This is a genomic window from Frankia sp. AvcI1, assembly GCF_001420875.1.
GTDB classification, from domain to species: domain Bacteria; phylum Actinomycetota; class Actinomycetes; order Frankiales; family Frankiaceae; genus Frankia; species Frankia alni.
The window spans coordinates 116,006-138,501 of the sequence record NZ_LJFZ01000016.1 but is presented as its reverse complement, the minus strand read 5'-3'; the positions used below and the strand labels follow the sequence as shown (position 1 = coordinate 138,501).

At 74.3% G+C, this 22,496-nt stretch carries 20 protein-coding genes, 1 tRNA gene and 22 pseudogenes; 33 read left to right on the top strand and 10 right to left on the bottom strand.

The genetic code is table 11. From position 1 onward, the window contains the following. Window position 1: 1 nt before the first annotated feature. Window positions 2–130: pseudogene (locus tag UK94_RS56300) on the top strand (phosphoribosylformylglycinamidine synthase subunit PurQ); the annotation flags it as partial. A gap of 596 nt (window positions 131–726) precedes the next feature. Here the strand turns inward: UK94_RS56300 and UK94_RS56295 are convergent. Together UK94_RS56295 and UK94_RS56290 are read right to left on the bottom strand one after the other, a co-directional pair. After that, window positions 727–980 (bottom strand): annotated as a pseudogene (locus UK94_RS56295) (ATP-binding cassette domain-containing protein); the annotation flags it as partial. Window position 981: 1 nt separating this feature from the next. Beyond that, on the bottom strand, window positions 982–1,098 hold a 117-nt coding region (locus UK94_RS56290), incomplete at its 3' end, for an ATP-binding cassette domain-containing protein (protein WP_235488456.1). A 171-nt stretch (window positions 1,099–1,269) separates the two neighbouring features. Here UK94_RS56290 and UK94_RS76190 point away from each other — a divergent pair. The 14 genes and pseudogenes from UK94_RS76190 to UK94_RS56235 form a co-directional block, all read left to right on the top strand. Further along, window positions 1,270–1,424, top strand: a pseudogene (locus UK94_RS76190) (ABC transporter permease); the annotation flags it as partial. A gap of 1 nt (window position 1,425) precedes the next feature. Then, a pseudogene (locus UK94_RS56285) lies at window positions 1,426–1,659 on the top strand (ABC transporter permease); the annotation flags it as partial. Window position 1,660: 1 nt separating this feature from the next. After that, the coding region (locus UK94_RS56280; RefSeq protein WP_235488419.1) for an ABC transporter permease subunit at window positions 1,661–2,019 on the top strand (359 nt) is incomplete at its 5' end. After that, window positions 2,016–2,687 carry an ABC transporter permease gene (locus UK94_RS17710; RefSeq protein ID WP_011607765.1) on the top strand — a complete coding sequence of 224 codons (672 nt, stop codon included), beginning with the start codon at window positions 2,016–2,018 and terminating at the stop codon, window positions 2,685–2,687. The genes UK94_RS56280 and UK94_RS17710, both read left to right, overlap by 4 nt. Window positions 2,688–3,005: 318 nt before the next feature. Then, window positions 3,006–3,345, top strand: a pseudogene (locus UK94_RS76185) (hypothetical protein); the annotation flags it as partial. 1 nt (window position 3,346) lies between these two features. Then, window positions 3,347–3,517: pseudogene (locus UK94_RS56270) on the top strand (amino acid ABC transporter substrate-binding protein); the annotation flags it as partial. A gap of 1 nt (window position 3,518) precedes the next feature. Continuing rightward, window positions 3,519–3,663, top strand: a pseudogene (locus UK94_RS56265) (glycine betaine ABC transporter substrate-binding protein); the annotation flags it as partial. 8 nt (window positions 3,664–3,671) lie between these two features. After that, window positions 3,672–3,784, top strand: a pseudogene (locus UK94_RS56260) (amino acid ABC transporter substrate-binding protein); the annotation flags it as partial. A 1-nt stretch (window position 3,785) separates the two neighbouring features. Then, a pseudogene (locus UK94_RS56255) lies at window positions 3,786–3,916 on the top strand (glycine betaine ABC transporter substrate-binding protein); the annotation flags it as partial. Between the two features lies 1 nt (window position 3,917). Then, a pseudogene (locus UK94_RS56250) lies at window positions 3,918–4,043 on the top strand (amino acid ABC transporter substrate-binding protein); the annotation flags it as partial. Between the two features lies 1 nt (window position 4,044). Next, window positions 4,045–4,091: hypothetical protein (locus UK94_RS74220; protein ID WP_268761421.1), on the top strand; the 47-nt coding region annotated here is incomplete at its 5' end. 85 nt (window positions 4,092–4,176) lie between these two features. Next, window positions 4,177–4,391 (top strand): annotated as a pseudogene (locus UK94_RS56245) (hypothetical protein); the annotation flags it as partial. A gap of 1 nt (window position 4,392) precedes the next feature. Then, window positions 4,393–5,173: pseudogene (locus UK94_RS56240) on the top strand (AIR synthase related protein); the annotation flags it as partial. 1 nt (window position 5,174) lies between these two features. Beyond that, on the top strand, window positions 5,175–6,564 hold a 1,390-nt coding region (locus tag UK94_RS56235; RefSeq protein WP_235488417.1), incomplete at its 5' end, for an AIR synthase-related protein. Between the two features lie 7 nt (window positions 6,565–6,571). Here UK94_RS56235 and UK94_RS17695 read toward each other — a convergent pair. Then, a complete protein-coding gene (locus UK94_RS17695) occupies window positions 6,572–7,594 on the bottom strand; it encodes a DUF3027 domain-containing protein (RefSeq protein WP_235488416.1) in 1,023 nt (340 codons plus the stop codon). A 238-nt stretch (window positions 7,595–7,832) separates the two neighbouring features. On the opposite strand from UK94_RS17695, the pseudogene UK94_RS56230 reads away from it, so the two are divergent. From UK94_RS56230 to UK94_RS56200, 12 genes and pseudogenes are all read left to right on the top strand, one after another. Further along, window positions 7,833–8,016, top strand: a pseudogene (locus tag UK94_RS56230) (MFS transporter); the annotation flags it as partial. Window position 8,017: 1 nt separating this feature from the next. Then, window positions 8,018–8,563, top strand: a pseudogene (locus UK94_RS56225) (MFS transporter); the annotation flags it as partial. Window position 8,564: 1 nt separating this feature from the next. After that, a pseudogene (locus UK94_RS56220) lies at window positions 8,565–8,850 on the top strand (MFS transporter); the annotation flags it as partial. Window position 8,851: 1 nt separating this feature from the next. After that, window positions 8,852–9,449 (top strand): annotated as a pseudogene (locus UK94_RS56215) (MFS transporter); the annotation flags it as partial. A gap of 147 nt (window positions 9,450–9,596) precedes the next feature. Beyond that, complete coding sequence (locus UK94_RS17685) at window positions 9,597–10,055, top strand: hypothetical protein (protein WP_157734317.1); 459 nt, start codon at window positions 9,597–9,599, stop codon at window positions 10,053–10,055. 315 nt (window positions 10,056–10,370) lie between these two features. Next, complete coding sequence (gene mqnB, locus UK94_RS17680; RefSeq protein WP_041941148.1) at window positions 10,371–11,351, top strand: futalosine hydrolase; 981 nt, start codon at window positions 10,371–10,373, stop codon at window positions 11,349–11,351. 20 nt (window positions 11,352–11,371) lie between these two features. Next, window positions 11,372–12,143, top strand: a pseudogene (locus UK94_RS17675) (1,4-dihydroxy-6-naphthoate synthase); the annotation flags it as partial. Window position 12,144: 1 nt separating this feature from the next. After that, window positions 12,145–12,217: hypothetical protein (locus UK94_RS74215; protein WP_268761420.1), on the top strand; the 73-nt coding region annotated here is incomplete at its 5' end. A 68-nt stretch (window positions 12,218–12,285) separates the two neighbouring features. Further along, window positions 12,286–13,164: a DNA-formamidopyrimidine glycosylase family protein gene (locus tag UK94_RS17670; protein WP_011607773.1), complete on the top strand. Its 879-nt coding sequence runs from the start codon at window positions 12,286–12,288 to the stop codon at window positions 13,162–13,164. A gap of 16 nt (window positions 13,165–13,180) precedes the next feature. Beyond that, window positions 13,181–13,311 (top strand): annotated as a pseudogene (locus UK94_RS56210) (rhodanese-like domain-containing protein); the annotation flags it as partial. 1 nt (window position 13,312) lies between these two features. Continuing rightward, window positions 13,313–13,357, top strand: a pseudogene (locus UK94_RS56205) (rhodanese-like domain-containing protein); the annotation flags it as partial. 1 nt (window position 13,358) lies between these two features. Then, the coding region (locus tag UK94_RS56200; protein ID WP_235488453.1) for a rhodanese-like domain-containing protein at window positions 13,359–13,531 on the top strand (173 nt) is incomplete at its 5' end. A gap of 58 nt (window positions 13,532–13,589) precedes the next feature. On the opposite strand, the pseudogene UK94_RS56195 reads toward UK94_RS56200, so the two are convergent. Then, window positions 13,590–13,691, bottom strand: a pseudogene (locus UK94_RS56195) (phosphoribosylformylglycinamidine synthase subunit PurS); the annotation flags it as partial. A 1-nt stretch (window position 13,692) separates the two neighbouring features. Beyond that, window positions 13,693–13,859: phosphoribosylformylglycinamidine synthase subunit PurS (locus UK94_RS56190; RefSeq protein ID WP_235488452.1), on the bottom strand; the 167-nt coding region annotated here is incomplete at its 3' end. Between the two features lie 151 nt (window positions 13,860–14,010). Between UK94_RS56190 and UK94_RS17655 the strand changes: the two are divergent. Continuing rightward, window positions 14,011–14,510, top strand: a pseudogene (locus UK94_RS17655) (HAD hydrolase-like protein); the annotation flags it as partial. A 140-nt stretch (window positions 14,511–14,650) separates the two neighbouring features. Here UK94_RS17655 and UK94_RS17650 read toward each other — a convergent pair. Together UK94_RS17650 and UK94_RS17645 are read right to left on the bottom strand one after the other, a co-directional pair. Next, entirely contained in the window at window positions 14,651–14,962 is a 312-nt protein-coding gene (locus tag UK94_RS17650) for a hypothetical protein (RefSeq protein WP_235488414.1), read from the bottom strand. A gap of 108 nt (window positions 14,963–15,070) precedes the next feature. Then, a complete protein-coding gene (locus UK94_RS17645) occupies window positions 15,071–15,298 on the bottom strand; it encodes a hypothetical protein (protein WP_041939968.1) in 228 nt (75 codons plus the stop codon). Window positions 15,299–15,535: 237 nt separating this feature from the next. Here UK94_RS17645 and UK94_RS17640 point away from each other — a divergent pair, with 237 nt between their 5' ends. After that, the gene (locus UK94_RS17640; RefSeq protein ID WP_009741588.1) at window positions 15,536–15,931 is read left to right on the top strand and encodes a cold-shock protein; all 396 of its coding nucleotides are present in this window, start codon (window positions 15,536–15,538) and stop codon (window positions 15,929–15,931) included. 18 nt (window positions 15,932–15,949) lie between these two features. Here the strand turns inward: UK94_RS17640 and UK94_RS34715 are convergent, their stop codons facing one another. Next, window positions 15,950–16,123: a hypothetical protein gene (locus tag UK94_RS34715; RefSeq protein ID WP_173402717.1), complete on the bottom strand. Its 174-nt coding sequence runs from the start codon at window positions 16,121–16,123 to the stop codon at window positions 15,950–15,952. Window positions 16,124–16,472: 349 nt separating this feature from the next. Here UK94_RS34715 and UK94_RS17635 point away from each other — a divergent pair, with 349 nt between their 5' ends. Further along, window positions 16,473–18,587: a DUF4352 domain-containing protein gene (locus tag UK94_RS17635; RefSeq protein WP_235488412.1), complete on the top strand. Its 2,115-nt coding sequence runs from the start codon at window positions 16,473–16,475 to the stop codon at window positions 18,585–18,587. Window positions 18,588–19,047: 460 nt separating this feature from the next. On the opposite strand, the gene UK94_RS56185 is transcribed toward UK94_RS17635, so the two are convergent. Continuing rightward, window positions 19,048–19,266: helix-turn-helix domain-containing protein (locus UK94_RS56185; protein ID WP_235488410.1), on the bottom strand; the 219-nt coding region annotated here is incomplete at its 3' end. Window positions 19,267–19,553: 287 nt separating this feature from the next. On the opposite strand from UK94_RS56185, the gene UK94_RS17625 reads away from it, so the two are divergent. Continuing rightward, on the top strand, window positions 19,554–20,369 hold the full coding sequence (locus UK94_RS17625) for an HNH endonuclease family protein (protein ID WP_055750714.1): 816 nt from the start codon (window positions 19,554–19,556) through the stop codon (window positions 20,367–20,369). Between the two features lie 481 nt (window positions 20,370–20,850). Here the strand turns inward: UK94_RS17625 and UK94_RS17620 are convergent. Further along, window positions 20,851–20,933, bottom strand: a tRNA-Leu gene (locus tag UK94_RS17620). A gap of 160 nt (window positions 20,934–21,093) precedes the next feature. Here UK94_RS17620 and UK94_RS56180 point away from each other — a divergent pair. Both UK94_RS56180 and UK94_RS56175 read left to right on the top strand, forming a co-directional pair. Further along, window positions 21,094–21,676 (top strand): annotated as a pseudogene (locus UK94_RS56180) (DUF3662 domain-containing protein); the annotation flags it as partial. Window position 21,677: 1 nt separating this feature from the next. After that, window positions 21,678–22,491, top strand: an 814-nt coding sequence (locus tag UK94_RS56175) for an FHA domain-containing protein (RefSeq protein ID WP_235488408.1), incomplete at its 5' end; no start/stop codon positions are given. Window positions 22,492–22,496: the final 5 nt, after the last annotated feature.

The window sequence follows — 22,496 nt, the reverse complement described above, 5'->3', positions numbered from 1 at the left end:
NAACGCCGAGCGCACGATCATGGGCCTCATGCCTCACCCGGAACACGCCGTCGACGAGCTGACCGGCTCGGGCCTGGACGGGCTGCGCATGTTCACCTCGGTGCTGACCGGCCTGCTCGCCCGCGCCTGAGGCGGCCCGCCGGCCACACCGGCCCGAGACCGGGCGCGGCGGGCGCGGCCGGCTGCACCCGACCCGGCGGGCTACTAGAGCTCGGATGCGAGCTCGTCGGCGGGCTCGTCGTCCCGCGCCACCGACCGGCGCAGCGCCGTATGCAGGGCCGCCGGCGTGAGCACGCCGACCAGCTCGCCGTCGGCGTGGACGTCGAGCGCGCCGCTGTCCTGCGCCAGCAGCGCGGACAGCGCCTCCCGCAGGGACGCCCCCACCTCGATCCCGCCCGGNCGGTGCCCGCCGGGTCGGGGCGGTTCGAGATCCTCCCGGCGCAGCGTGGTCACCGACAGCCGCCGCAGCGCCCGGTCGGAACCGGTGAAGCCGGCGACGAAGTCGGTGGCCGGGCGGCCGAGGATGCGGGCGGGCGGGTCGATCTGCTCCAGGTGACCGCCCTGGCGGAACACCGCGATCCGGTCACCGAGCCGGATCGCCTCGTCCAGGTCGTGGGTGACGAACACCACCGTCTTGCGGATCTCCCGCTGCAGCCGCAGGAACTCCGCCTGCAGCCGGTCCCGCGCGATCGGGTCGATCGCGGAGAAGGGCTCGTCCATGAGCANCACCGGCGGATCGGCGGCCAGCGCCCGCGCGACGCCGACCCGCTGCTGCTGCCCGCCGGACAGCTCGTGCGGGTAGCGCCTGCCCATCGTGGCCGGATCGAGGCCGACCAGATCGAGCATCGCGTCCACCCGCGCACGGATGCGGGCACGGTCCCAGCCCAGCATCCGCGGCACGGTGCCGACGTTCGCGTGCACCGTCAGGTGCGGGAACAGGCCGATCTGCTGGATGACGTAGCCGATGCGCCGGCGCAGCCNCACCGGGTCGGTGCGGGCCACGTCCTCGCCGGCCACCAGGATGTGCCCGGACGTCGGCTCCACCAGCCGATTGATCATCTTCATGGTCGTGGTCTTGCCGCAGCCGGACGGGCCCACCAGGCACAGCAGCTCGCCGGCGGGCACGTCGAGGGAGAGGTCCGCGACCGCGACCGTGCCGTCCGGATAGNGCTTGCCCACCCCGCGCAACGAGATCATCGGGTCCGCCGAGGTCGTCGATTCCACGGTCGTCATGGGCGTCGAGTCCTCCGTACCGGTTACGGTGCTTCGGTGACCATCGTCGCGTCCGGGAGCTGTCTCGAACGGAACGCCTGGATCTGCGGAGATTACGTCGAGACGCGCTCGGACGAACTGCAGGCGGCCCTGCGCGAACACGTCAGCCTCACGCTGAGTGCGGTGGCGATCGGGCTGGTGATCGCGGTGCCNCTGGTCCTGCTCGCCCGGCGCTGGCGGTTCGCCGTCGCCTGGATCAGCGGGCTGGCGAGCATCCTGTACACGGTGCCGTCGCTGGCGTTCTTCGCGCTGCTGCTGCCCTTCACCGGCCTGTCCACGACCACGGTGCGGATCGGGCTGGTCGCGTACACGCTGGTCATCCTCTTCCGCGGGCTGCTCGCCGGGCTCGACGCCGTGCCGGCGGACGTGCGCGACGCCGCCCGGGGCNTGGGCTACGGCCCGCTGCGGCTGCTGGTCACCGTGGAGATCCCGCTCGCCCTGCCCTCGATCATGGCGGCGATCCGGGTCGCGACGGTCTCGACGATCGCGCTGGTCACCGTCGGGGCGACGATCGGCCACGGCGGGCTGGGCGATCTCATCTACGACGGCCTGACCAGCTCGTTCAAGTCGGAGGTGCTGACCGCCTCGGTGCTGTGCGTGGCGCTGGCGGTCGTCGCCGACCTGCTGCTCGTCGGCCTGCAGTGGTTGCTGACCCCGTGGCGCCATGGCCGCCGGACCCGCGCGGGCCGGGCGGTCGGCCCGCCGTCCGCCGCGAACCCGCAGCATCCGCAAGGGACCGCCGTATGAGCACCCTCGGCAGCGCGTTCGACTGGCTCACCACCGGCGCGAGCTGGCGCGGCGACGAGGGCATCGCCCACCGCCTCGGCGAGCACCTGCTGCTCACCGGCGCCTCGGTGGGCATCGCCTGCGCGGTCGCCCTGCCGGTCGGGATCGGCCTGGGCCACCTCGGTCGGGGCGGCACGCTGGCCATCAACGTCTCCAACATCGGACGGGCGGTGCCGACGTTCGCCGTGCTCGTCCTGCTGGCGATCGGACCGCTCGGCATCGGCGACACGACCACCGTCGTCGCGCTCACCCTCTTCGCGATCGCTCCGCTGGTCACCAACAGCTACGTGGGGATGCAGGAGGTCGACGCGGGGGCGAAGGAGGCCGCCCGGGGCATGGGCATGTCCGGCGGCCAGCTCCTGCGCCGGGTCGAGCTCCCGCTGGCCCTACCGATGATCATGCTTGGCCTGCGCCTGGCCGCGGTGCAGGTGGTGGCGACGGCGACGATCGCGGCGCTGATCGGCGGCGGCGGGCTCGGCCGCTTCGTCGTCGACGGCCTGGCCAACAACCGCCGCCCCGAGGTCGTCGGCGGCGCGATCCTCGTGGCCGTGCTCGCGCTCGGCGTGGACGGCCTCCTGCTCGTCCTGACCCGCGCCGTGTCGACCGCCCGGACTCCCAGAACCCGCTGAAGCCCGCTGAGCCCGCTGAGCCCCGCGCAAGGACCTCGATGGGGCAGCGGCGACTCGACCAGGGCACATGTCCGTACGGCACCCCGTACAGCTTGGTTGGNCATCTCCTACGCCTCGGTACCGGACTCGAATCGGCTGCGTGACCGATTGTCCACCTTGGCGCTGTTACTTGTGTCTTTTCCGGTTGCGGAGGCTCCCTGACCCGGAGGAGCGTGTCCCGGACGTCCGGAAGTTGTCGGACCGGGGTGCGAGGGTGGGGACGGTCGGGGGCCACCAGGCACGCGCCCGATGATCAGGGAGAGCAGTCGAAGATGAACGGTGGGGTCCTCGAACGTGACTGATGCAACAGCACCGAGCGAGTCGCGGAGCCGACGCGAACCAGGGAGCCGACGCGCCCCGTGGGGCCGGCTGCACCGCGGCGCCACAGCCGGTCACCGCCACGGCGGGCGTCCGCGCCGCGTGGTCGCGGGTCTGGCCGCGCTGGTCGCCCTCGCGCTGACCGCCGCGGCCTGCGGCTCCGACTCGGACGGCGGCAGCAGCGGCGCCGCCGGGGCCAGCGCGACGACCTCGGCCGGGGGCTCGCTCACGGTCGCCGACGCCGGCTTCACCGAGAGCAAGATCCTTGCGGAGATGTACGCGGCGGTCCTGGAGAAGGCCGNCTACAAGGTCGAGCGGACCTCGGTGCAGCAGACCGAGCTCGCGCAGTCGTCGCTGGAGAAGGGCACGGTCGACGCGATGCCGCAGTACGTCGCGACCTACGCCGACCTGCTCAACTCCAAGGTCCACGGTCCGGACGCGGCCTCGGTCTCCTCGCCGGACCTGCAGAAGTCNCTGGCCGCGCTGCGCCCGCTCGCCACCGGGCTCGGCCTGACGGTGCTCGACCCGGCCGACGCGGTCGACCAGAACGCCTTCGCCGTCAGCAAGTCGTTCGCCACCCAGCACAACCTCAAGACGCTGTCCGACCTGGGCGCCAGCGNCCAGACGGTGAAGATCGCCGCCGGCCCCGAGTGCGAGAGCCGGCCGTTCTGCCAGCCCGGGCTAGAGAAGACCTACGGCATCAAGATCAGCGAGATCGTCAAGACCGGGGTCGACACGCCNCAGACGAAGGCCGCGGTCAAGGACGGCACGGCGCAGCTCGGCCTGGTCCTCACCACCGACGCGACCGTCTCCGACTACGACCTCGTGGTGCTGACGGACGACAGGAAGCTCCAGAACGCGGACAACCTCGTNCCGATCGTGAACACGAAGTCGCTGACGCCGCAGATCTCGGCGGCGCTGAACAAGCTGGCACCGGTACTCACCACCGCCGACCTGGCCGAACTGAACAAGAAGGTCGACGCGCAGCGGGAGAAGCCCNCCGACGTCGCCAAGGAGTACCTCAGGAGCAAGGGCCTGCTCAGCTAGCCGCACCCCGGTCACCCCACCGCCGCGCCGCCCTTCGCGGGCGCCGGCGCGGTGGTGGGGCGCGCCCGCCGGGTCGCAGTGGCCCATGCCACGCCGGGCGCGCGGGGCCGGTGTCCGGGCACAGGGGCCGCGAGCTGGCGGAATCCGCGAGGATGGGGGGGTGACCGGCAACCCGACCGCCCCGGCGGCCACCTCCGAGACCACTGGCAGCGCGACGTCCGGTGCCACCGGCACCGCCGAGCAGCCGTACCGCGAGCTGGGACTCACCGACGACGAGTACGCCCGGATCGTGGCGACCCTNGGCCGGCGACCCAGCGACGCCGAGCTGGCGATGTACTCGGTGATGTGGAGCGAGCACTGCTCCTACAAGTCCTCCAAGGTCCATCTGCGGCAGTTCCGGGACACCCCGGCCACCGACCGGCTGCTCGTCGGCATGGGGGAGAACGCCGGTGTCGTCGACGTCGGCGAGGGCCTGGCCGTCACCTTCAAGATCGAGTCACACAACCATCCGAGCTTCGTCGAGCCCTACCAGGGGGCGGCGACCGGCGTCGGGGGCATCGTCCGCGACATCCTGACCATGGGGGCCCGGCCGATCGCGGTGCTCGACCCGCTGCGCTTCGGCGACGCCGACGCGCCCGACACGGCGCGCACGCTGCCCGGGGTCGTCGCCGGCATCGGTGGCTACGGCAACTGCCTCGGCCTGCCCACCATCGGCGGCGAGGTCGTGTTCGACCCGACCTACGCCGGCAACCCGCTGGTCAACGCGCTCTGCGTCGGCGTGATGCCGGTCGGCCGGGTGCAGACCTCGGCGGCCACCGGGGTCGGCAACGCCGTGGTCCTGCTGGGCGCGAAGACCGGCCGGGACGGGATCGGCGGCGTGTCCGTGCTTGCGTCGGCGACCTTCGACGAGGGCGGCGGCCCGGCCCGGCGGCCGTCGGTGCAGGTCGGCGACCCGTTCACGGAAAAGATCCTGATCGAGTCCTGCCTGGAGCTGTTCGACCGCGGGCTCGTCACCGGCATCCAGGACCTCGGCGGCGCCGGGCTGACCTGTGCGCTGACGGAGACGACGGCGGCGGGCCTGGNCACCGGCCAACCCGGCGGCATGGACGTCGATCTGGACCTGGTGCCGCTGCGCGAGCCGTCGATGGCCGCCCACGAGGTGCTCGCCAGCGAGTCCCAGGAGCGGATGCTCGCGATCGTCACGCCCGAGGCGCTGCCCGAGGTCCTCGCCCTCGCCGAGCGCTGGGGGGTGCTGGCGACCAGGATCGGCACGGTCACCGACACCGGTCGGCTGATCGTGCGCTGGCACGGCGAGGTCGTCGTCGACGTGCCACCCGGCTCGCTCGCCGACGAGGGCCCCGTCTACGAGCGCCCCCTACGCCGCCCCGCCGACCTCGACCTGGTCCGGGCGGACGCTCCGACGGCGGCCCGACTCGCCCGGCCGACCACGGCGGCGGAACTTCGCGAGACCCTGCTGCGGATGATCGCCTCCCCCAACCTGTGCTCCCGGGCCTGGGTGACCGACCAGTACGACCGGTACGTGCAGGCCGCCACGGTCCTCGCCCAACCGGAGGACGCCGGGGTGCTGCGACTGTCCGAGTCGACCGGGCTCGGCATCGCACTGGCCACCGACGGCAACGGGCGCTACGCCCGGCTCGACCCGTTCACCGGCGCGCAGCTCGCCCTCGCCGAGGCATGCCGCAACGTCAGCGCCGCCGGGTCGGTGCCGATCGCCGTGACGAACTGCCTGAACTTCGGCTCCCCCGAGGATCCCGAGGTGATGTGGCAGTTCGCGCAGGCGTGCGCGGGCCTCGCCGAGGGCTGCCGGCGCCTCGGCCTGCCGGTCACCGGCGGCAACGTCTCGTTCTACAACCAGACGGGCGCCGCGCCGATCCACCCGACGCCGGTGATCGGGGTGCTGGGCCTGTTCGACGACGTCGCCCGGCGCACCCCGATCGGGTTCACCGACGAGGGGGACGCGCTGATCCTGCTCGGCGAGACCGCCGACGAGTTCGGCGGGTCCGAGTGGGCCTGGGTGACGCACCGCCACCTCGGCGGGCAGCCGCCGGCGGTCGACTTCGCCCGGGAGAAGCTGCTCGGGGAGGTCCTCGTCGCCGGTTCCCGCGACGGCATGCTCACCGCCGCCCACGACCTGTCCGAGGGCGGACTCGCGCAGGCCCTCGTCGAGTCGTGCCTGCGCGGTGGCCGCGGCGCACGGATCGTGCTGGGGGCCGACGCCGACCCGTTCGTCGAGCTGTTCAGCGAGTCGGCCGGGCGCGCCGTCGTCGCCGTGCCGCGCTCGGAGGAGCTGCGCTTCACGGACATGTGCACGGTGCGCGGCCTGCCCTGGCGGCGCATCGGCGTGGTCGACGGCGACACGCTCGACGTGCAGGACGTGCTGCGCGTCGGCCTCGACGAGCTGCGGGACGCCCACGAGGGCACCCTGCCCGCCCTGTTCGGCCGCACCGCCTAGCAGGCGGTCAGGAGTGGCCGTAGGGCTCGGGGTCGGCGCCGTCCTCGGCCAGCTCCCCCGGCTCGGCGTCCGCCACCGAGCCGGGGCTGTGGGCGGCGACGCCGATCAGCTCGACGTCCGTCGGCTCCAGGTCGGAGGGGTCCTCGTCGAAGACGATCGGTTCCGGATGCGCCGACGGCGCCACCAGCGCCTCGGAGTGCGCCCCGCAGCCGTGATCGATGGCGGTGACCCGACCGTCGTCGGGGGCCAGCTCGTTGGCGCAGGCGCCGAACATGCGGCCGAGCGCGCCCGCGAGACGGACATGGAAGCCGCAGGTCAGGCACGAGGCCGGGGCGACCTTGGCGATCGAGGCGTCCGGCCCGGCGTCGCCGGCGTACCAGCGCTCGACCGCCTCCTCCCGACCGGTGACGGACAGCACCCGGGCTCGGCCCAGACCGAGCTCGAAGTAGTCGTCGGTGTCGAGGAGCTCCTCGACGTCCTCGACGCGCAGCGCGAGCCGGGGATCGTCGATCGCCGTGGGCAGCAGGTCGCCGACCCCGACATCGCCCGGCCGCAGCCGCTCCGACCACGGCACCCACGCCGGGGCGAGCAGCGCGCCCTCGCCCGGCATCAGCACCACGTCGTCGACCGTGACCTTGCGCACCCGCGAGGCCCGGGTGACAACGACCGTCCACGCCCAGCCCGGGTAGGCGGGCGAGGTGCAGGCAAAGCGGTGCAGCACGATCCGGTCGCCCTCGGCCTCGATGCCGAGATGCTCGCCGACCTCGCCCTCGGCACCCGCCTGCTCGACCGCGGCCGCGCGGGCCACGTCCACGGCGGCCGCGCACACCGCGTCCACCGCCGGCTCCCGCGACGTGCGGCCCACCCGGGACCGGGCGGTCGCGACCGCCGCCGGGTCGGCGACCGCCTCGGTGGCGATGCTCACGTCGGGCGGCGGCGCCGCGGTGGTGGGGGCTGACGACGCCCGGGGTCGCGTCCGCCGCGGCGGCGCGTCGGCGTCCGTCGCCGGAGCCGTTGTCACCGTTGTCACGTCTGGGACCTCCGCGCTGCCCTGGGCCGTTGCACCCGCCATGTGTTCCGCGTGTTCCGCGCCGGCCGCCTGCGCAGCGTCCGGCACCGAATCCGCACCGAGGGTAACGGATGGATCCGGCGGCTCGGTCGTGGCGGAACGGACCTCGGGAGCATCCACGCAACGTATTCTCACCCACGGACACTCGCACCGCCCGACGTGGTCGTAGGAGCGCAGGCCAGGGACGAGGACACTCGGCATGGTGAACCTGGGCAGCACGGTCTCGAACAACCTGCGAAGGTTGCGGTCGAGCGTGCGCGGGGACGGTGCCGACCGGACCGGACTGTCCGCCCTCACCGAACTGTCCTTCGTCAACGCCGCCGGCGACGCGCTGGTGACGGTCGCACTGGCCGGGTCGCTGTTCTTCTCCGTGCCCTCGGGGGNGGCCCGGTCGAAGGTCGCCCTCTACCTGCTCATCACCATGGTGCCCTTCGCCCTGCTGGCACCGGTCATCGGGCCGCTGCTCGACCGGGTCGCGCACGGCCGGCGCACGGCGCTCGCCGCCATCTGCCTGGGCCGAGGCCTGCTGGCCTGGCAACTTGCCGGGGCCCTGCACGGGCTGGCCGTCTACCCGCTCGCCCTCGGCCTGCTCGTGCTCTCCCGCGGCTTCGGGGTGGCGCGCAGCGCGGTCATCCCCCGGGTCGCCCCGGCCGAGCTCACCCTCGTCAAGGTCAACTCGCGGATCTCGCTGGTCAACATCGTCGCCGGCGCCATCGTGGCGCCGGTCGGGCTGGGCATCGCGCACGTCCCGTTCGTCGGCTATCCGTGGGTGCTGCGGCTCTGCGCGATCGTCTACATGGCCGGCGTCCTGCTGGCCTTCAACCTGCCCAGGCACGTCGACTCGGCGGCCGGCGAGCTGCCGCTGCGCGCCCCGGTCGCGCCCGGCGGCCGGCGCGGGCTCGGGGCGCGGCTGCGGGCGTTCCTCGGCGCNCTGCCCGTGGCTCTGCGCGCCACCGCGGTCCTGCGCGGTCTGGTCGGCTTTCTCACCTTCTATCTTGCCTTCCTGCTGCGGACCAACGGCGGCAACAACCTGTGGCTGGGCGGCCTGGCCGTGGCCGCGGGCGTCGGCAGCGGGCTCGGCGTGTTCATCGGTGGCCGGCTCGGCCGGCGACGCCCCGAGGGCATCCTGATGCTCGCCCTGGTGCTGGCGGCCGGCGGTTGTCTCGGGGCCGCCATCACCTACACCAGGTTCACCTCGCTCGTCGCGGCGCTGCTGGNCACGATGGCCGGCTCGATGGGCAAGCTGGCGCTCGACGCCGTCGTCCAGCGCGACATCCCGGAGGCGACCCGCAACTCCGCGTTCGCCCGCTCCGAGACCGCGCTCCAGCTGACCTGGGTCGCCGGTGGCGCCCTCGGGCTCATCGAGATGCCTGGGACGGTCGGCTTCGCGGTGGCCGCCGCCGTCGTGTGCGCCACGCTGTTCGTCCAGGCCGGCGCGCTGCGCCGCTCGCGCCTGGCGGCCCGTGACCGGCTGGCGGGCGCCGAGCTCCCGCCGCCGGGCAGCGCCGTTCCCGCCGGTGATCCCCTCGACGCCGTGCCGGCTCCCGCCGGTGAGCCCCGCGTGGGGCCGCCCGGGCCGGCGTACCCGGTCCACCCGGACCAGACGGCATACCCGGGCCAGACGGCATACCCGGATCAGACGGCATACCCGGACCAGACGGCATACCCGGGCGCGGCGGCGATGGTGTCCGCGCCGGCGCCGCCCGGCGATCCCTGGTGGGAGACGCCGGCGCCCATCCCGCCCACGCTGGAGGACCCCACCCGCCCGGACGCGCCGCGGCAGCGCCGGGGACTGGGTCGCCGGCGGCGCGCCTGACTCACCCGGCCTGACCGGTCTGTCCGACGGCAGGGCCCAGCCCGCATCCGCCGGCGGGAGGTGACTCCGCTCACGACGGTGGCCCCGCGCCACTCGCGGACGCCTCGACCTGGGACGCCACGACTGCGGCGGCGATAACCTCCGAGCGTGCGCACGTCAACGCGGTCCCGTCGCCGGCCGTTCCCACGGCCCGCCGCGCCCACCGCCGCCGTCGCCGTGGCCGTCGCGGTCGGTCTCGGGGTGGCCGGCTGCGACCGTCCGACACCGCTGGTGACGATGGAGTCGGGCGGCGACTTCGTGCAGACGAACGCGGCCCAGTACCTGCGGGACGGTGCCCTCATCCAGCAGACGGTCTCCCCGCCGCACCTGCACGCCCGGCCCGGGGGCAGCCTCAACATCGACGTCCCGACCTCGGTGGCCGATCGCGGCTACTTCCTCTCGGTCAACAACCAGCGGCTCACCGAGACGATCAACGACACCCACTACCGCTACCTGCTCCCGAACGTGCAGGCGACGGTGAACCTCGTGGTCTTCGCCGCGCCCACCGGCCCGAAGTCGACCACGGCCTCGGGGAGCTGGCCGTTCGTGGTCTCGATCAAGCTCTGACCCGCATTCCGCCGCGCNGCCCACCCGTGACGGCGGCCCGACCGGCGACCATACGGGCCGGATCGGGGGACATACCGTCCGGGTACCCCCGTTGCCACCGCCCGGCCCCCCGGCATGCGCGCAGCGTGCCCCTGGTCGCCATCAGGGCCACGCAGCGTCGACCGTGGTGCTAAGGTCCGGCAACAAGTCCGATTTGCACCACATCGAAAATCCCGTGCCGTTACATCGCCGTCCGGCCCGGTGGCATTCGAGTAGATCGACCGACAGCGCATGACGGCAGACGAGGACATTCCAGATCATGATCCGGACCTGGTCGTGAGCCGCACCCTGATCGTCACCGCGGTGACAGCCGAGGCCGACGCGGTGTGCGCAGGGCTGATGGGTAGCTGGTCGCGTGGCCGGACGAGGTTGCCGGCCGGCCCGGGCAACCTGGTGTCCCCGGACTGGGACCGCCAGTTGCTCACCACGTCGACGTTGGGCCCCTACGTCGGGCGCAGGCGTGGCCCGGTCACGGTCCTCGCCGCGGGCACCGGCGGCCCGGCCGCGGCCGCCGGCACCGCGACGGCCCTGGCGGTCGCGAGCGCCGCCGGGCAGCCGTTCGATCTCGTGGTGACCATGGGCGTGGCGGGCGGGTTCCGCGGCTGGGCGGAGCTCGGCGACATCGTCGTCGCCGAGCGGATGGTCGCCGCGGATCTCGGCGCCGAGTCCGGCCTCGACGAGGAGCCCCCGCCGGCACCGGCCGGCCGGATCAGCGAGATGGACCGCAACCTCGGCTTCCACGCGGCCGGCGCGCCGGCCCGCCGGGGCCCCGATGGACGCGGCCCGACCGGCGGCGGGGTGTTCCTCACCCTGGACGACCTGGGACTCGGCTCGTCCACCGTGCGCCCCGAGCCGGAGCTGGTGTCGCGGCTGCACACCGTGCTCGACGCCACCGGCCGGCGGATCGTCACGGGTACCGTGGTCAGCGTGTCGACCGTGACGGGCACGGAGCGCCGGGCCAGCGCCCTCACCGAGCGGCTGGACCCGGTGGCCGAGGCGATGGAGGGCTACGCCGTGGCCCTGGCCGCGCGGTCCTTCGGCGTCCCCGCCGCGGAGATCCGTGCCGTGAGCAACCCGGTCGGCCGCCGTGACCGTGCCGCCTGGAACCTGCCGGCCGCGCTGGCCAGCCTGCGCACGGCCGCGGCGGCGCTGGTCGCGCACCCCGAGGGCCTGGTCGCGGCCGAGGCGTTGCCCGCCGCCGGCGGGACGGCCCCGGCGGGCTCGGGCCCCCAGCACGGCAGCAACGGCGCGCGCTGAGACGAGCGGGAGGACAGCGGATGAGTGAACGCCGGGCGGGCACGGCGCGGGACACCCGGTCGCTGTCCCTGGCCATCTCCCCGTGTCCCAACGACACGTTCGCCTTCCACGCCCTCGCCCACGGGCTGGTGCCGGACGCGCCCGCGGTGACGGTGACGTTCGCCGACATCGACGTGCTGAACTCCCGCGCGGCCGAGCGGCGTGACGATCTGGTCAAGGTGTCCTACGGGGCCCTGCCCTGGCTGCTGGCCGACTACCAGCTGCTGACCTCCGGCGGGGCGCTGGGGCGCGGCTGCGGCCCGCTGGTGCTCACCGCCGGCCGCACCGACCTGCGCGGCGCCCGGGTCGCCATCCCCGGCACCCGCACCACCGCCTACCTGCTTTTCCGACTGTGGGCCGCCGATCGCGGCGTGGCGAGCATCGACGTGGTGCCGTTCGAGAAGATCATGCCGGCGGTGCAGGAGGGTCGGTACGACGCGGGGCTGGTCATCCACGAGTCGCGGTTCACCTACCCGTCGTACGGGCTGACGGCGCTCGCCGATCTCGGCGACTGGTGGGAGGAGCAGACCTCGCTGCCGATCCCGCTGGGAGCGATCCTCGCCCGCCGCGAGCTGGACGGCGCCGCGCTGTCCGCCGCGGTGCGCGCCAGCGTCGCCGCCGGGTTCGCCGACCCGTCCGCGAGCGCGGACTACGTCCTGGCCCATTCGCAGGAGATGGCGCCGGACGTCGTCGATGCGCACATCAAGCTGTACGTCAACGAGTTCAGCCTCGACCTCGGCGACGAGGGGTTCGNCGCCATCGAGACGCTGCTCGCCCGCGCCGCCGACGCGGACCTCGTGCCGAGGCTGACCCAGCCGTTGCGCTGAGCCGGCCGTTGCGCTGAGCCGGCCTTGCGCCGGCCTGGTATCGGTGCCGCGGGTGAGACACTGCGGTCATGCCGGAGCTGCCGGAGGTCGACGCCCTCGCCGCCTTCCTGCGCGAGACGGCGCTGGGCCGGGTCGTCGAGCGGGTCGAGCCGGTCGCCGTGAGCGCCCTGAAGACGTTCGACCCGCCGGTGTCCGCGCTGCACGGGGCCGCGCTCGCCGCGGTCGAGCGGCACGGCAAGTTCCTCGACCTCGTCTTCGCCCTTCCCACCGGGGAGCGCCTCGACCTCGTCACCCACCTGGCCCGGGCCGGCTGGCTGCGCTGGAAGCCGAGCCAACCGGCGGCGCCGGCACGCCCCGGGCGGGGTCCGCTGGCGTTGCGGGTGACCTTCGACGACCGCAGCGGCTTCGACCTCACCGAGGCCGGCACCCAGAAGCGGCTGGCCGTGTATGTGGTCCGCGACCCCGCCGAGGTGCCCGGCATCGCCCGGCTCGGCCTCGACCCGCTCGGGGCGGACTTCACCGTGGCCGCGCTCGAGGAGATCCTCGCCGCCGCCGGGCGCGCCCAGCTCAAGGGGGTGCTCACCGACCAGTCTCGCCTGGCCGGCGTCGGCAACGCCTACTCCGACGAGGCGCTGTGGACGGCGCGGCTGTCGCCGTACAAGCCGGCCTCGGGGCTGTCGGCGGCGGAGACCGCGAGCCTGCACGCCGCGCTCGTCGGGGTGCTCACCGCTGCCCGCGACAGCGCCGCCGGGCTCGCCGCCGGCGAGCTGAAGGCCGAGAAGAAGGCGAACCTGTCGGTGCACGGACGGGCCGGGTCGCCCTGCCCACGCTGCGGCGACACCGTGCGGGAGGTCTCGTTCGCCGACCGGGCCCTGCAGTACTGCCCCACCTGCCAGACCGGCGGGCGGACGCTCGCCGATCGCCGGCTGTCCCGACTACTGAAATAGGTGGCAGGATGGCAGGGTGAGTTCTGATCAGATCCCGGCCGTCAGCGTCGCCGACCTGCCTGCCGACCTGTCCGCGGACGGTGCCCCGCTGCTCGTGGATGTCCGGGAGCCCGACGAGTGGTCCGCCGGCCACATCGCCGACGCCCTNCACATCCCCATGGGTGAGCTCGTCACCCGGCTCGACGAGGTGCCCNGCGAGCAGGACGTGGTCGTCGTGTGCCGCTCCGGCGGACGCTCCGCCGCCGTCACGGGCTACCTCGTCCAGGGCGGCTGGCAGGTCCGCAACCTCACCGACGGCATGCTCGCCTGGCAGGCCCACGGTCGGCCGATGGTGAGCGAGAGCGGCGCCGCGCCCAGAGTCCTCTGAGCCCGGCGGCGTCCTCCCCGGGGCTTGTGGGTACTAGGCCCCGGCGGCCGACTGGGTACTAGGCTCCGGCGGCCGACGCGTCCTCGACCCGCACCACGTAGTCCTCGATGACCGGATTGGCCAGCAGTGTCGACGCGAGATGCTCGACCCGCGCGAGCACNGCGCCGTCCAACGCCACGCCGTCCGCCAGCTCCAGCTCGAAACGCTTGCCCTGGCGGACGCCGACGATCCCGCTCACCCCGAGGCGGGGCAGCGCGTTCAGCACCGCCTGGCCCTGCGGATCGAGGATCTCCGGCTTGAGCATCACATCCACCACAACCCTGGTCACACCCGCGGACACTACCGGCCCCGCGGCCCCCTCGGCGCCGATTGCGGGCCNCCGGGGGCCGCGGCGCCGAGTCGGCCCGCTGTGCCCATGCCGGTGGGCCCTGCCGGCGAAACGTCCGGCCGGTCCGTCCAGTCCGGCCTAGGCTCGGTTCGTGCCGTCCTGGAAGGCCGCAGCCCCGGTGGTCGGGTTCGACCTCGACCTGACCCTGTTGGACGCCCGTGCCGGCATCCGGGCCACCTTCGCCGCCCTGTCCGGTGAGACCGGCGTGTCCGTCGACGCCGAGCTGGCCGTCTCCCGGCTCGGACCGCCGCTGGAGAGCGAGCTCGCCCACTGGTTCCCCGCCGCGCAGGTCCCCGCCGCCGCCGCGCGCTACCGGGAGCTGTACGCCGTGCACGCCCTTCCCGTGTCGCGGCCGATGCCGGACGCCCGCGCCGCGGTGGACGCGGTGCGCCGGCTCGCCGGTCGCGTCGTCGTGGTCACCGCCAAGAGCACCGCGCTCGCCCGGGCGAGCCTGGACCGCATCGGCATCGCCGCCGACGTCGTCGAGGGTGCGCTGTTCGCGCGGACGAAGGGCGCCGCCCTGCGCGCCCACCGGGTGGACGTCTTCGTCGGGGATCACCTGGGCGACATGATCGGCGCGCGCGAGGGCGGNGCGCTCGCGGTGGGTGTGACCACGGGTCCCTGCTCGGCGGGAGATCTGCACACCGCCGGCGCGGACGTCGTCCTGACCCGGCTCGGCGAGTTCCCACCCTGGCTGCTGGGCGAGGACACCCGCCGACGTTGAGCCCCGTTCAGTCGACGGGCAGGTGCGGATTGGTCCGGTAGAGCTCCGGATCGGCCTCCTCGGGGATCCGGGAGCGGACGGCGGCCAGCACCCCGGCCAGCGCGACGGCGAACCCGAGGGTCAGCCCGCCGCCGGCCACGGCGTTCAGCCACGTCGGCAGGTTCCTGACCCCGAAGAAGAACGGGATCACCGCGACCGCCGCGGCGATCAGTCCGATCCCGAACAGCACGCAGCCGGCCCCGACGAGCCGGTCGGGGCGGCCGGCCGCCGGCTCACCCCCGGGTTCGACCTGCTCGGACGGTGTCGGCGTCGACGGCACAGCCGCCAGCCTACGGGCCGCCGCCCAACCGCGGCAGCGGCCATGGGCACCGGCCGGCGGGGACTCCTGGGGTGCCCGGCTCCGGGGCGGGCACCCCGCGGGCGGCGCTCAGACGACCGGCGCGCCCTCGCCCTGCTGGTGTGCGCCCCGCTCGACATGCTCGCGGTAGTTCGCGGCCTCCTGGTCGGAGACCTCCAGACCCTCGGCCGCGCGGCTCGCCTCGGGGTCGTCCGGCCCGCTGTCCGCGCCGAGCACGGCCTCGTCCCGAGCCCGGCTCCGCTCGGCCTCCTCGAAGTCCTCCGAGGTACGAAAGTCCTCGCGATCGGGATTCGCCATCGAAACGCCTCCTGCCATCGGGGACCGGCCGTCCAGTCCGGACGGTCGGCCCAGGGTCAGGACCTGGCATGCCCGGGGTACACCCCGGATAACACNGCAGCGGCGATCGTCACTGGTGAGGTCCGGCCGACAGCCGATCGCGACCGAAGACCCCGCGCGTGGTGCGGTCGGCGGATAGCCTGGGATTCCCTCAGCTTTCGTCGCGTTGTCCTGTCGTTACACAGAACGAGGTCGCCCGTGCCCACCGGCAAAGTCAAGTGGTTCGACGTTGACAAGGGCTTCGGCTTTCTCAGCCGCGACGACGGCGGCGACGTCTTCGTCCACAAGGCCGCCCTACCGGCAGGGGTGGAGCGGCTCAAGCCGGGCGACCGGGTCGAGTTCGGCGTCGCGGCCGGGCGGCGCGGGGACCAGGCGCTGTCGGTCCGGCTGCTGGCCGCGCCGCCGTCGGTGGCGAAGGCGGCCGCGCACGCGGCCCGGCGCAGCCCCGACGAACTGCACAGCATGGTCGAAGACATGATCAAGGTGTTGGACGATGTCCAGCGCGATCTGCGCCGCGGTCGCTACCCCGACCGCCGGATCGCGCAGCGGGTGGCCAAGGTCGTGCACGCCGTCGCCAATGAGCTGGAGGCGTAGGAGGCGGGGCGTCGGCCCTCACGGCTCCGTCGGCGGCAGGAAGCTCACCCGGCGGCCGCAGCCGGTGCACACCGCCACCTGGGCGCCGGGTTCGTCGTCGGACGCGACGAGATGGGTCAACGGGACCGGCCCCGCGCACCAGGGGCACAGCAGCCACGGTCCGTCGACGCCGGGCGGGCCGCCGGTATCCATCCGCCCACGATGCCTCATCCCCCCGCGGGCGCGGGCCACTATCGCCACATCCACTATCCGCAAACGCCCGGAGTCCGCAAACATCCACAATCGCAACACATTGTCGGCCAACCGACCCGAACGACCGGCCGAGAGCCCGTGCGTGCCGAAGACGGCGCCCGGTGCGGCAGACTGCGAACGGAGACGACGCGACCCAGAAACACCGGCGAACCCCGACCGCCGCGTGCCGCCGGACGGGGGCGAGCCGGTAACGGGTCGGGTCCGGGCCGTGCGTGGGATCGGGAGCTGAGAGGCATTCGCGTGACAAGCAGTGGGCAGCGGTCGTGATCACATCCCTGGGGTGCTGACCGTGGTCGACGACGCCGCGGGCCCGAACCCCCGCCGCACCGACCCGGGCGACCCGCTCAACCCCCACGAGCCGCGGTCCATCGGTCCCTACGCCCTCGTCAGCCGCCTGGGCGTCGGCGGGATGGGCACGGTCTACCTGGCTCGCAACACCGCCGGGCGGCGGGTCGCCGTCAAGGTGATCCGGCCTGACCTCGCGGCCGACGAGGAGTTCCGTCGGCGGTTCCGGGCCGAGGTGGAGGCCGCCCGGCGGGTCGCCCCCTTCTGCACCGCCGAGGTGCTCGACGCCGATCCGAACGCGCCGGCGCCCTACCTGGTCACCGAGTTCATCGACGGCGTCCGGCTGGACGAGCAGGTCGAGTCCGGTCCGCTGGCCTCCTCGACCCTGACCGGTCTGGCCGTCGGGGTGGCGACGGCCCTGACCGCCATCCACAGCGCGGGGCTCGTGCACCGCGACCTCAAACCGAGCAACGTGATGCTCTCGCTGTCCGGCCCCCGGGTGATCGACTTCGGCATCGCCCAGGCGCTGGAGGGCGCGAAGGCGAAGCCGACGGCGTGGGGGTTCGGCTCGGCCGGCTGGATGGCGCCCGAGCAGGTGCACGGCCAGCCGATCGGACCCGAGGCGGACGTGTTCGCGTGGGGCATCCTCATCGCCTACGCCGGCACCGGCCGGCACCCCTTCGGTGACGGCTCGGACATCGAGATCGGCATGCGCATCGTGGGCTCCGCCCCGGACCTGCGCGGCCTGCGGGAGCCGCTGGTAGGGCTGGTCAGCGCCGCTCTGGCGAAGCATCCCGACGACCGGCCGAGCGCCCGGGAGCTGTTGCTGCGGCTCGTCGCGCAGCCGCCGGCCCGCGGCGGCCCCGCCCTCGGGCCGGCGATCGGCCAGGTCGAGGAGCTGCTCAACCGCACCGGAGAGGTGCCCCGCCCGGCGCCGACGCGGGTGGGTCCGGCGACCTCGGCCCCCGCCCGCCGCCCGCCCTGGGACGGTGCCCCGGCGGTGCGGCCCGCCACGGCCGTCCCCCCGGGCCGCGCGCCCGCCGCGGACCGGGCTCCGGGTGCCCACGGGCCCGGCCCGGCGCCGGTGGGTGGCCCGGCGAACAGCGGCCGGCCGCGAGGCACCCCCTACCCGGCGACCGCCGGCCCTCCCGGTGGTCGCGGGCCGGCGGCCGGGCCGGGCGCACGCCCGTCCCCGGACGCCCGCGCGCCGTCCCCGCCGGACAGCCGCCAGCCAGACGGCCGCCAGCCAGACGGCCGCCAGCCGGACAGCCGCCAGCCCGCCGCACCGAGCGGCCGCCAGCCGGGCGGGCCGGCGCCGGGCACACCACCCGCGGCCAGGTGGGCCGGTCCGGGCGGCCAGCGCGCACCGGGCCAGGCGCCGGGACCCGGGCCCCAGCCGGCGCGGATGGCCGAGCCGGCACGGATGTCGGGACCTGCACGGATGCCGGCGCCGGCACGCGTCCCGGAGCCCGCGCGGGTGCCGGGTCCCGCGCCGATGCCGGGCGCCGCCGACACCCCCTACCCGCCGTACCCACCGTCCGCCCCGCCCCGGCGCGGACCGGACCGCCGGCAGCTCGCACTGATCGTCGGAGTCGTCGTGGCGGCGCTGATCGCCATCGCGGTCGTCGTCGTCCTGCCGGGCCGCGGCGGCGGGGCTGACGCCGGCCGGCCGCCGGGCTCCACCGCGACGGTCGCGGGCGGTGCGTCGGTCACCTCGAGCCCCACCCCCACCGCGGGGCTCGGTCTGCCGGCGACGGACGGCCGGCTGGAGTTCGTCGTGGCGGGCATCGACTGCTCGAAGTCCCGGCTGGGCGACGGGCTCCTCGCACTGCGCGCGAGCGGCAGGTTCTGCCTGGCCCAGGTGACGGTGCGCAACACCGGCGACACCGCCGCGGCGCTGGACAACACCACCGAGCTGCTCTGGGACGACCACGGCGACCGGCACGAGGCGAACTTCCTCGCCCGCTTCAAGCTGGACGAGAATCTGTGGGACTCCATCGACCCCGGCGAGACCAAGCGCGGCACCCTGGTCTTCGACGTCCCCCGCGACGCGCAGCCGCAGGAACTCGAGCTCCACGAGAGTGCGCAGAGCGACGGGGTCCGCATCCCGGTCCGCTGACGGCCGCAGCCGCCGGCCGGCGGCCGTCGGCAGCTAGCAGGCCTCAGCAGACGCTCGGCGAGGTCTCCCCGGTGCCCGCCAGCGCGGTGTAGGCCGCCGCCGGCACCGGCAGCTGTTCGCCCCGGGAGTCCGGCCGGAAGCCGGCCAGGATGATCTCCAGGGAACGCCGCCAGGACCCCGGTGNGACCCGCTCGGTGAGATCCACGACCAGCCGCAGCGACCGCATNAGGACCAGCAGGTCGGCCAGCACCACGTCGCTGCGGACGGTGCCAGCCCGCTGGGCCCCGGCGAGCATCGCCGCCACCGGTGGGACGACCTCGGCGATCATGCGTTCCGCGGTGTGCCCGCTCCACAGCCGCTGGGCCAGGAAGGCTCCGTGGCAGGGATCGGCCGCCAGCACCCGCACCACGAAGCAGTGCAGCGCGCTGGCCGCCGGTTCCGTGGCGGCCACCGTCACGGNGAGCTCACGGATGTCGTCGACGGTCGAGCGCAGAATCGCCTCGACGAGCGCGTCCTTGTTCGGAAAGCGTCGGTAGAGGGTGCCCATGCCGACGCCGGCGCGGCGGGCGATCTCCTCGACGCCGACGTCGTTTCCGCGTTCGACGAACAGCTCCCGAGCGGCGGTGAGGATGCGGGCACGGTTCAGTTCGGCGTCGCGGCGTAAGGGCCGGGCTGGCACAGCCGACGATCGCGGCGACGCGGACGGGACGGCAACCACGTGCTACCCGCGGGGATGGGACGGCGTCGGGGCGGCAACCTTCGCCAGCAGTCTGAGCATGGCAGCACACTGTAGGGGATTGACCGGCTACGGTGCGATGCTTCGNGCCAAGAACTGCTCTTTTCGGGTTGTTCCAACCACCAGGGCCCACGATCTCCCGCTAACGTGACTCTCTGCCCGGACGGGCGTCAAGCGGGCAGAGACGTTCTTCCCGTGGACCCGGGGCGTCGAGGTGGCGGGGCGTCGAGGTGGGGAGTCAGGTGCGGACGAGCGCTGTCGGTGCGGGGGGACAGGCAGGACCGGACGGACGGCCGGGATCGCCCGGGCGGATCAGGTCCGTCGGGCTCGCGCTGCTGCTCGCGGTGGCCACGGCGCTGGTCGCCTGCGACAGCCTCGGCGACCAGACCGGCGCGGCGGATCCGGGCGCGGCGAGCGCGGCGGGCTCGGCGGGCTCGGCGGGCTCGTCCGCCAGGGGCGCCGCGGGCTCGGCGCTCGCGCTGCTTGCCACCCTGCCGGTCCGCGTCGAGGACAACTCGCCGAAGTACCAGCGCGACGAGTTCGGCACCGCCTGGTCCGACGTCGACCACAACGGCTGCGACACCCGCAACGACATCCTGCACCGGGACATGCGCAGCACCACCGTGCGGCGCTCCGACGGCTGCACGTTGCTGACCGGCGAGCTCACCGATCCGTACACGACCCGGATCATCCGCTTCGACCGTTCCCGCAACGCCTCGGCGGTGCAGATCGACCATGTCGTGCCGCTGGCCGACGCCTGGCGGACCGGCGCACTCGACTGGACCGACGCCCAGCGCCTGCAGTTCGCGAACGACCCGGAGAACCTGCTCGCGGTGGACGGCCCGACGAACCAGCGCAAGAGCGACCACGACGCGGCCGAATGGCTGCCGCCCAGCCCCGGCGAGCAGTGCCCGTACATCGCCCGCCAGGTGGGCCTGAAATCGCGCTATCACCTGTGGGTGGTGGCGGCGGAGGCCCAGGCGATGCGAACCGTTCTCCAGAAGTGCCCCGCCCAGCCGGCCCTGGGCACCACCGCCGCCCGCTAGACCGCGGGCCCGCCGCGCCCGGCCTCCGACCTGGATGATCTTCGTTTCCGCGGGCCCCATACCCGCGGCATGACCCGCCACCGGGAGGGTCTGGCACGGTCCTGACGGTTCCGCGGAACCGCGCCGACGCCATCGGAGGCGAGCCCGACGTCAGGACGACCCCGACCCCCACGATCAGCCGTCCACTTCGCGACAGTCACCCGCCCGACCCACCCCCGAGGCCGCACCCCGTGGGGTGGCCACCGGGCCCACCCCCGCCCCGAATGGTCGCCCTAAGACCCCAACTAGCTACTTTGTGCCAGCCACAACGACCCCGCACCAGACGGGGTGGTCGACCCAGGCACCAAAAAAAGACGCACCCCCGCGCCCCCCGCCACCCACCCGACCAGGCCAGGCCACCGTGGGGGGCTCGGGGGGCTCGGCCCCCCCGGCAAAATAAGGAAGCCCCCACCGGCGCAGCACGCACCGGTAGGGGCTGACGTGGGCGAGGGGGGAGTTGAACCCCCACGTCCGCTAGGACACACGGACCTGAACCGTGCGCGTCTGCCATTCCGCCACTCGCCCGAGTGGGACTATCTCTTAACCAGGGGACACGCTATCACGTNGGAGATGTCCGCTGCGTCGGGGGGTCGCCTACCGCGGTGGACCTGTCAAGCGGCCGAGCCGTGGGGCGTCCGCGCCCTGGGGCATACGATCTCACAGACCGGGAGAAGGGAGGTCGAGCATGGGCGTGCTACAACGCTTCGAACGGCGCCTGGGCGGCCTCGTCGAGGGTGCGTTCGCCAAGGTGTTCAAGGGCGGGGTCGAGCCCGTGGAGATCGCCAGCGCGCTGGCCCGGGAGACCGACGACCGGCGGGCGGTCAGTTCCAACCGCGTGCTGGTGCCCAACGAGTTCGCGGTGGAGCTCGCCAGCGGCGACTTCGCCCGGCTCTCCCCGTATGACCGAGCGCTGTGCGACGAGCTGGCCGAGATGGTTCGCGAGCATGCGGCTGAGCAGCGCTACACCTTCGTCGGCCCGGTGTCCGTCCGGATGTCCGAGGCGGCCGACCTCGACGTCGGCGTCTTCCGGATCCGCAGCAGCGTGGCGGCGGCGGACCCGGGGGTCGTCAGCGGGCGACGCGGCCGTCCGCGCCCGAGTGCGCCCGGCACCCCCCATCTACTGATCACGACGAAGGCCCCGGGCGGGACGGGGGGCGGCGGGGAGCGGGAGTACCCGCTGGACGCCGAGACCACCGTCATCGGGCGCAGCGTCGAGTGCGACATCCGGCTGAACGACACCGGTGTGTCCCGGCGGCACGGGGAGATCCNCCGGCTGCCGGACGGGCAGTTCCTCTATGTCGACGCCGGCTCGACGAACGGCAGCCTTGTCAACGGCCGTGCGGCCACCCAGGTCAAGCTCGTCAGCGGGGACCGGATCGAGCTTGGCACCGCGACCATCGTGTTCCGCCGTGAGGACGGCCGGGGCAGCGTCGCGGGCCGGACGCCCTCCCGCGCGACCCCCCCGCCGGAGCGGATCGGGCACCGCACGACGGCCCCGCCGGACCGGCGCCCCACGCCCCCGCCGGACGACCCGTACCGGCGTGGCTCGACCCCGCGCGGCGGCCGGCCGGAGCCGTACGAGGAGCGGGAGCCGCGCGGCGGCCAGCCCTACCCGACGGATCCCTACCGGGACCGTCCCGCCCGGGCGGGCAGCGACCCCGGCTACCGTGGGCGCGGCCACGACCAGGGGTCGGATGTCGGCCGGGTCCGTGACCAGGCCCGTCCGCCCCGCCGCGATCCCGGCCCCCGGGACCCGGGCCGCGACACCGGACCGGATCGCCCCCTGCCTGATCGCTCGCTGCCGGATCGCCCGCTGCCGGATCGTGGCGGGCGAGACCCGTATCGCCGCGATCCGCGAGACCGCCGCGACGACGGTCCCCGCCGGCCCGACCCCTACCGGGAGGACGCCGTCGACCGCTACCGCGAGCCGGCCCGGCCCGCCCGCGGCGCGGCGGGGCCCGACGGCGGCCTCGAACCGCTGGACGACGTGTACGACGCGCAGACGTACCTGCCGGGCCAGCTCGACCCCCCGGCGGGCGGCGACGGTGGGCGTGGGCGGTCGCGGTCGGATCGGGGCTGGTAGCGGCC

What these genes read in the sequence shown, in the direction of transcription:
- UK94_RS17645 (WP_041939968.1), bottom strand. Translation starts at nt 15,298, where the DNA reads ATGGCGAATCCCGATCGCGAGGACTTTCGTACCTCGGAGGACTTCGAG.
- UK94_RS17670 (WP_011607773.1), top strand. Translation starts at nt 12,286, where the DNA reads ATGCCGGAGCTGCCGGAGGTCGACGCCCTCGCCGCCTTCCTGCGCGAG.
- UK94_RS17710 (WP_011607765.1), top strand. Translation starts at nt 2,016, where the DNA reads ATGAGCACCCTCGGCAGCGCGTTCGACTGGCTCACCACCGGCGCGAGC.
- UK94_RS34715 (WP_173402717.1), bottom strand. Translation starts at nt 16,123, where the DNA reads ATGGATACCGGCGGCCCGCCCGGCGTCGACGGACCGTGGCTGCTGTGC.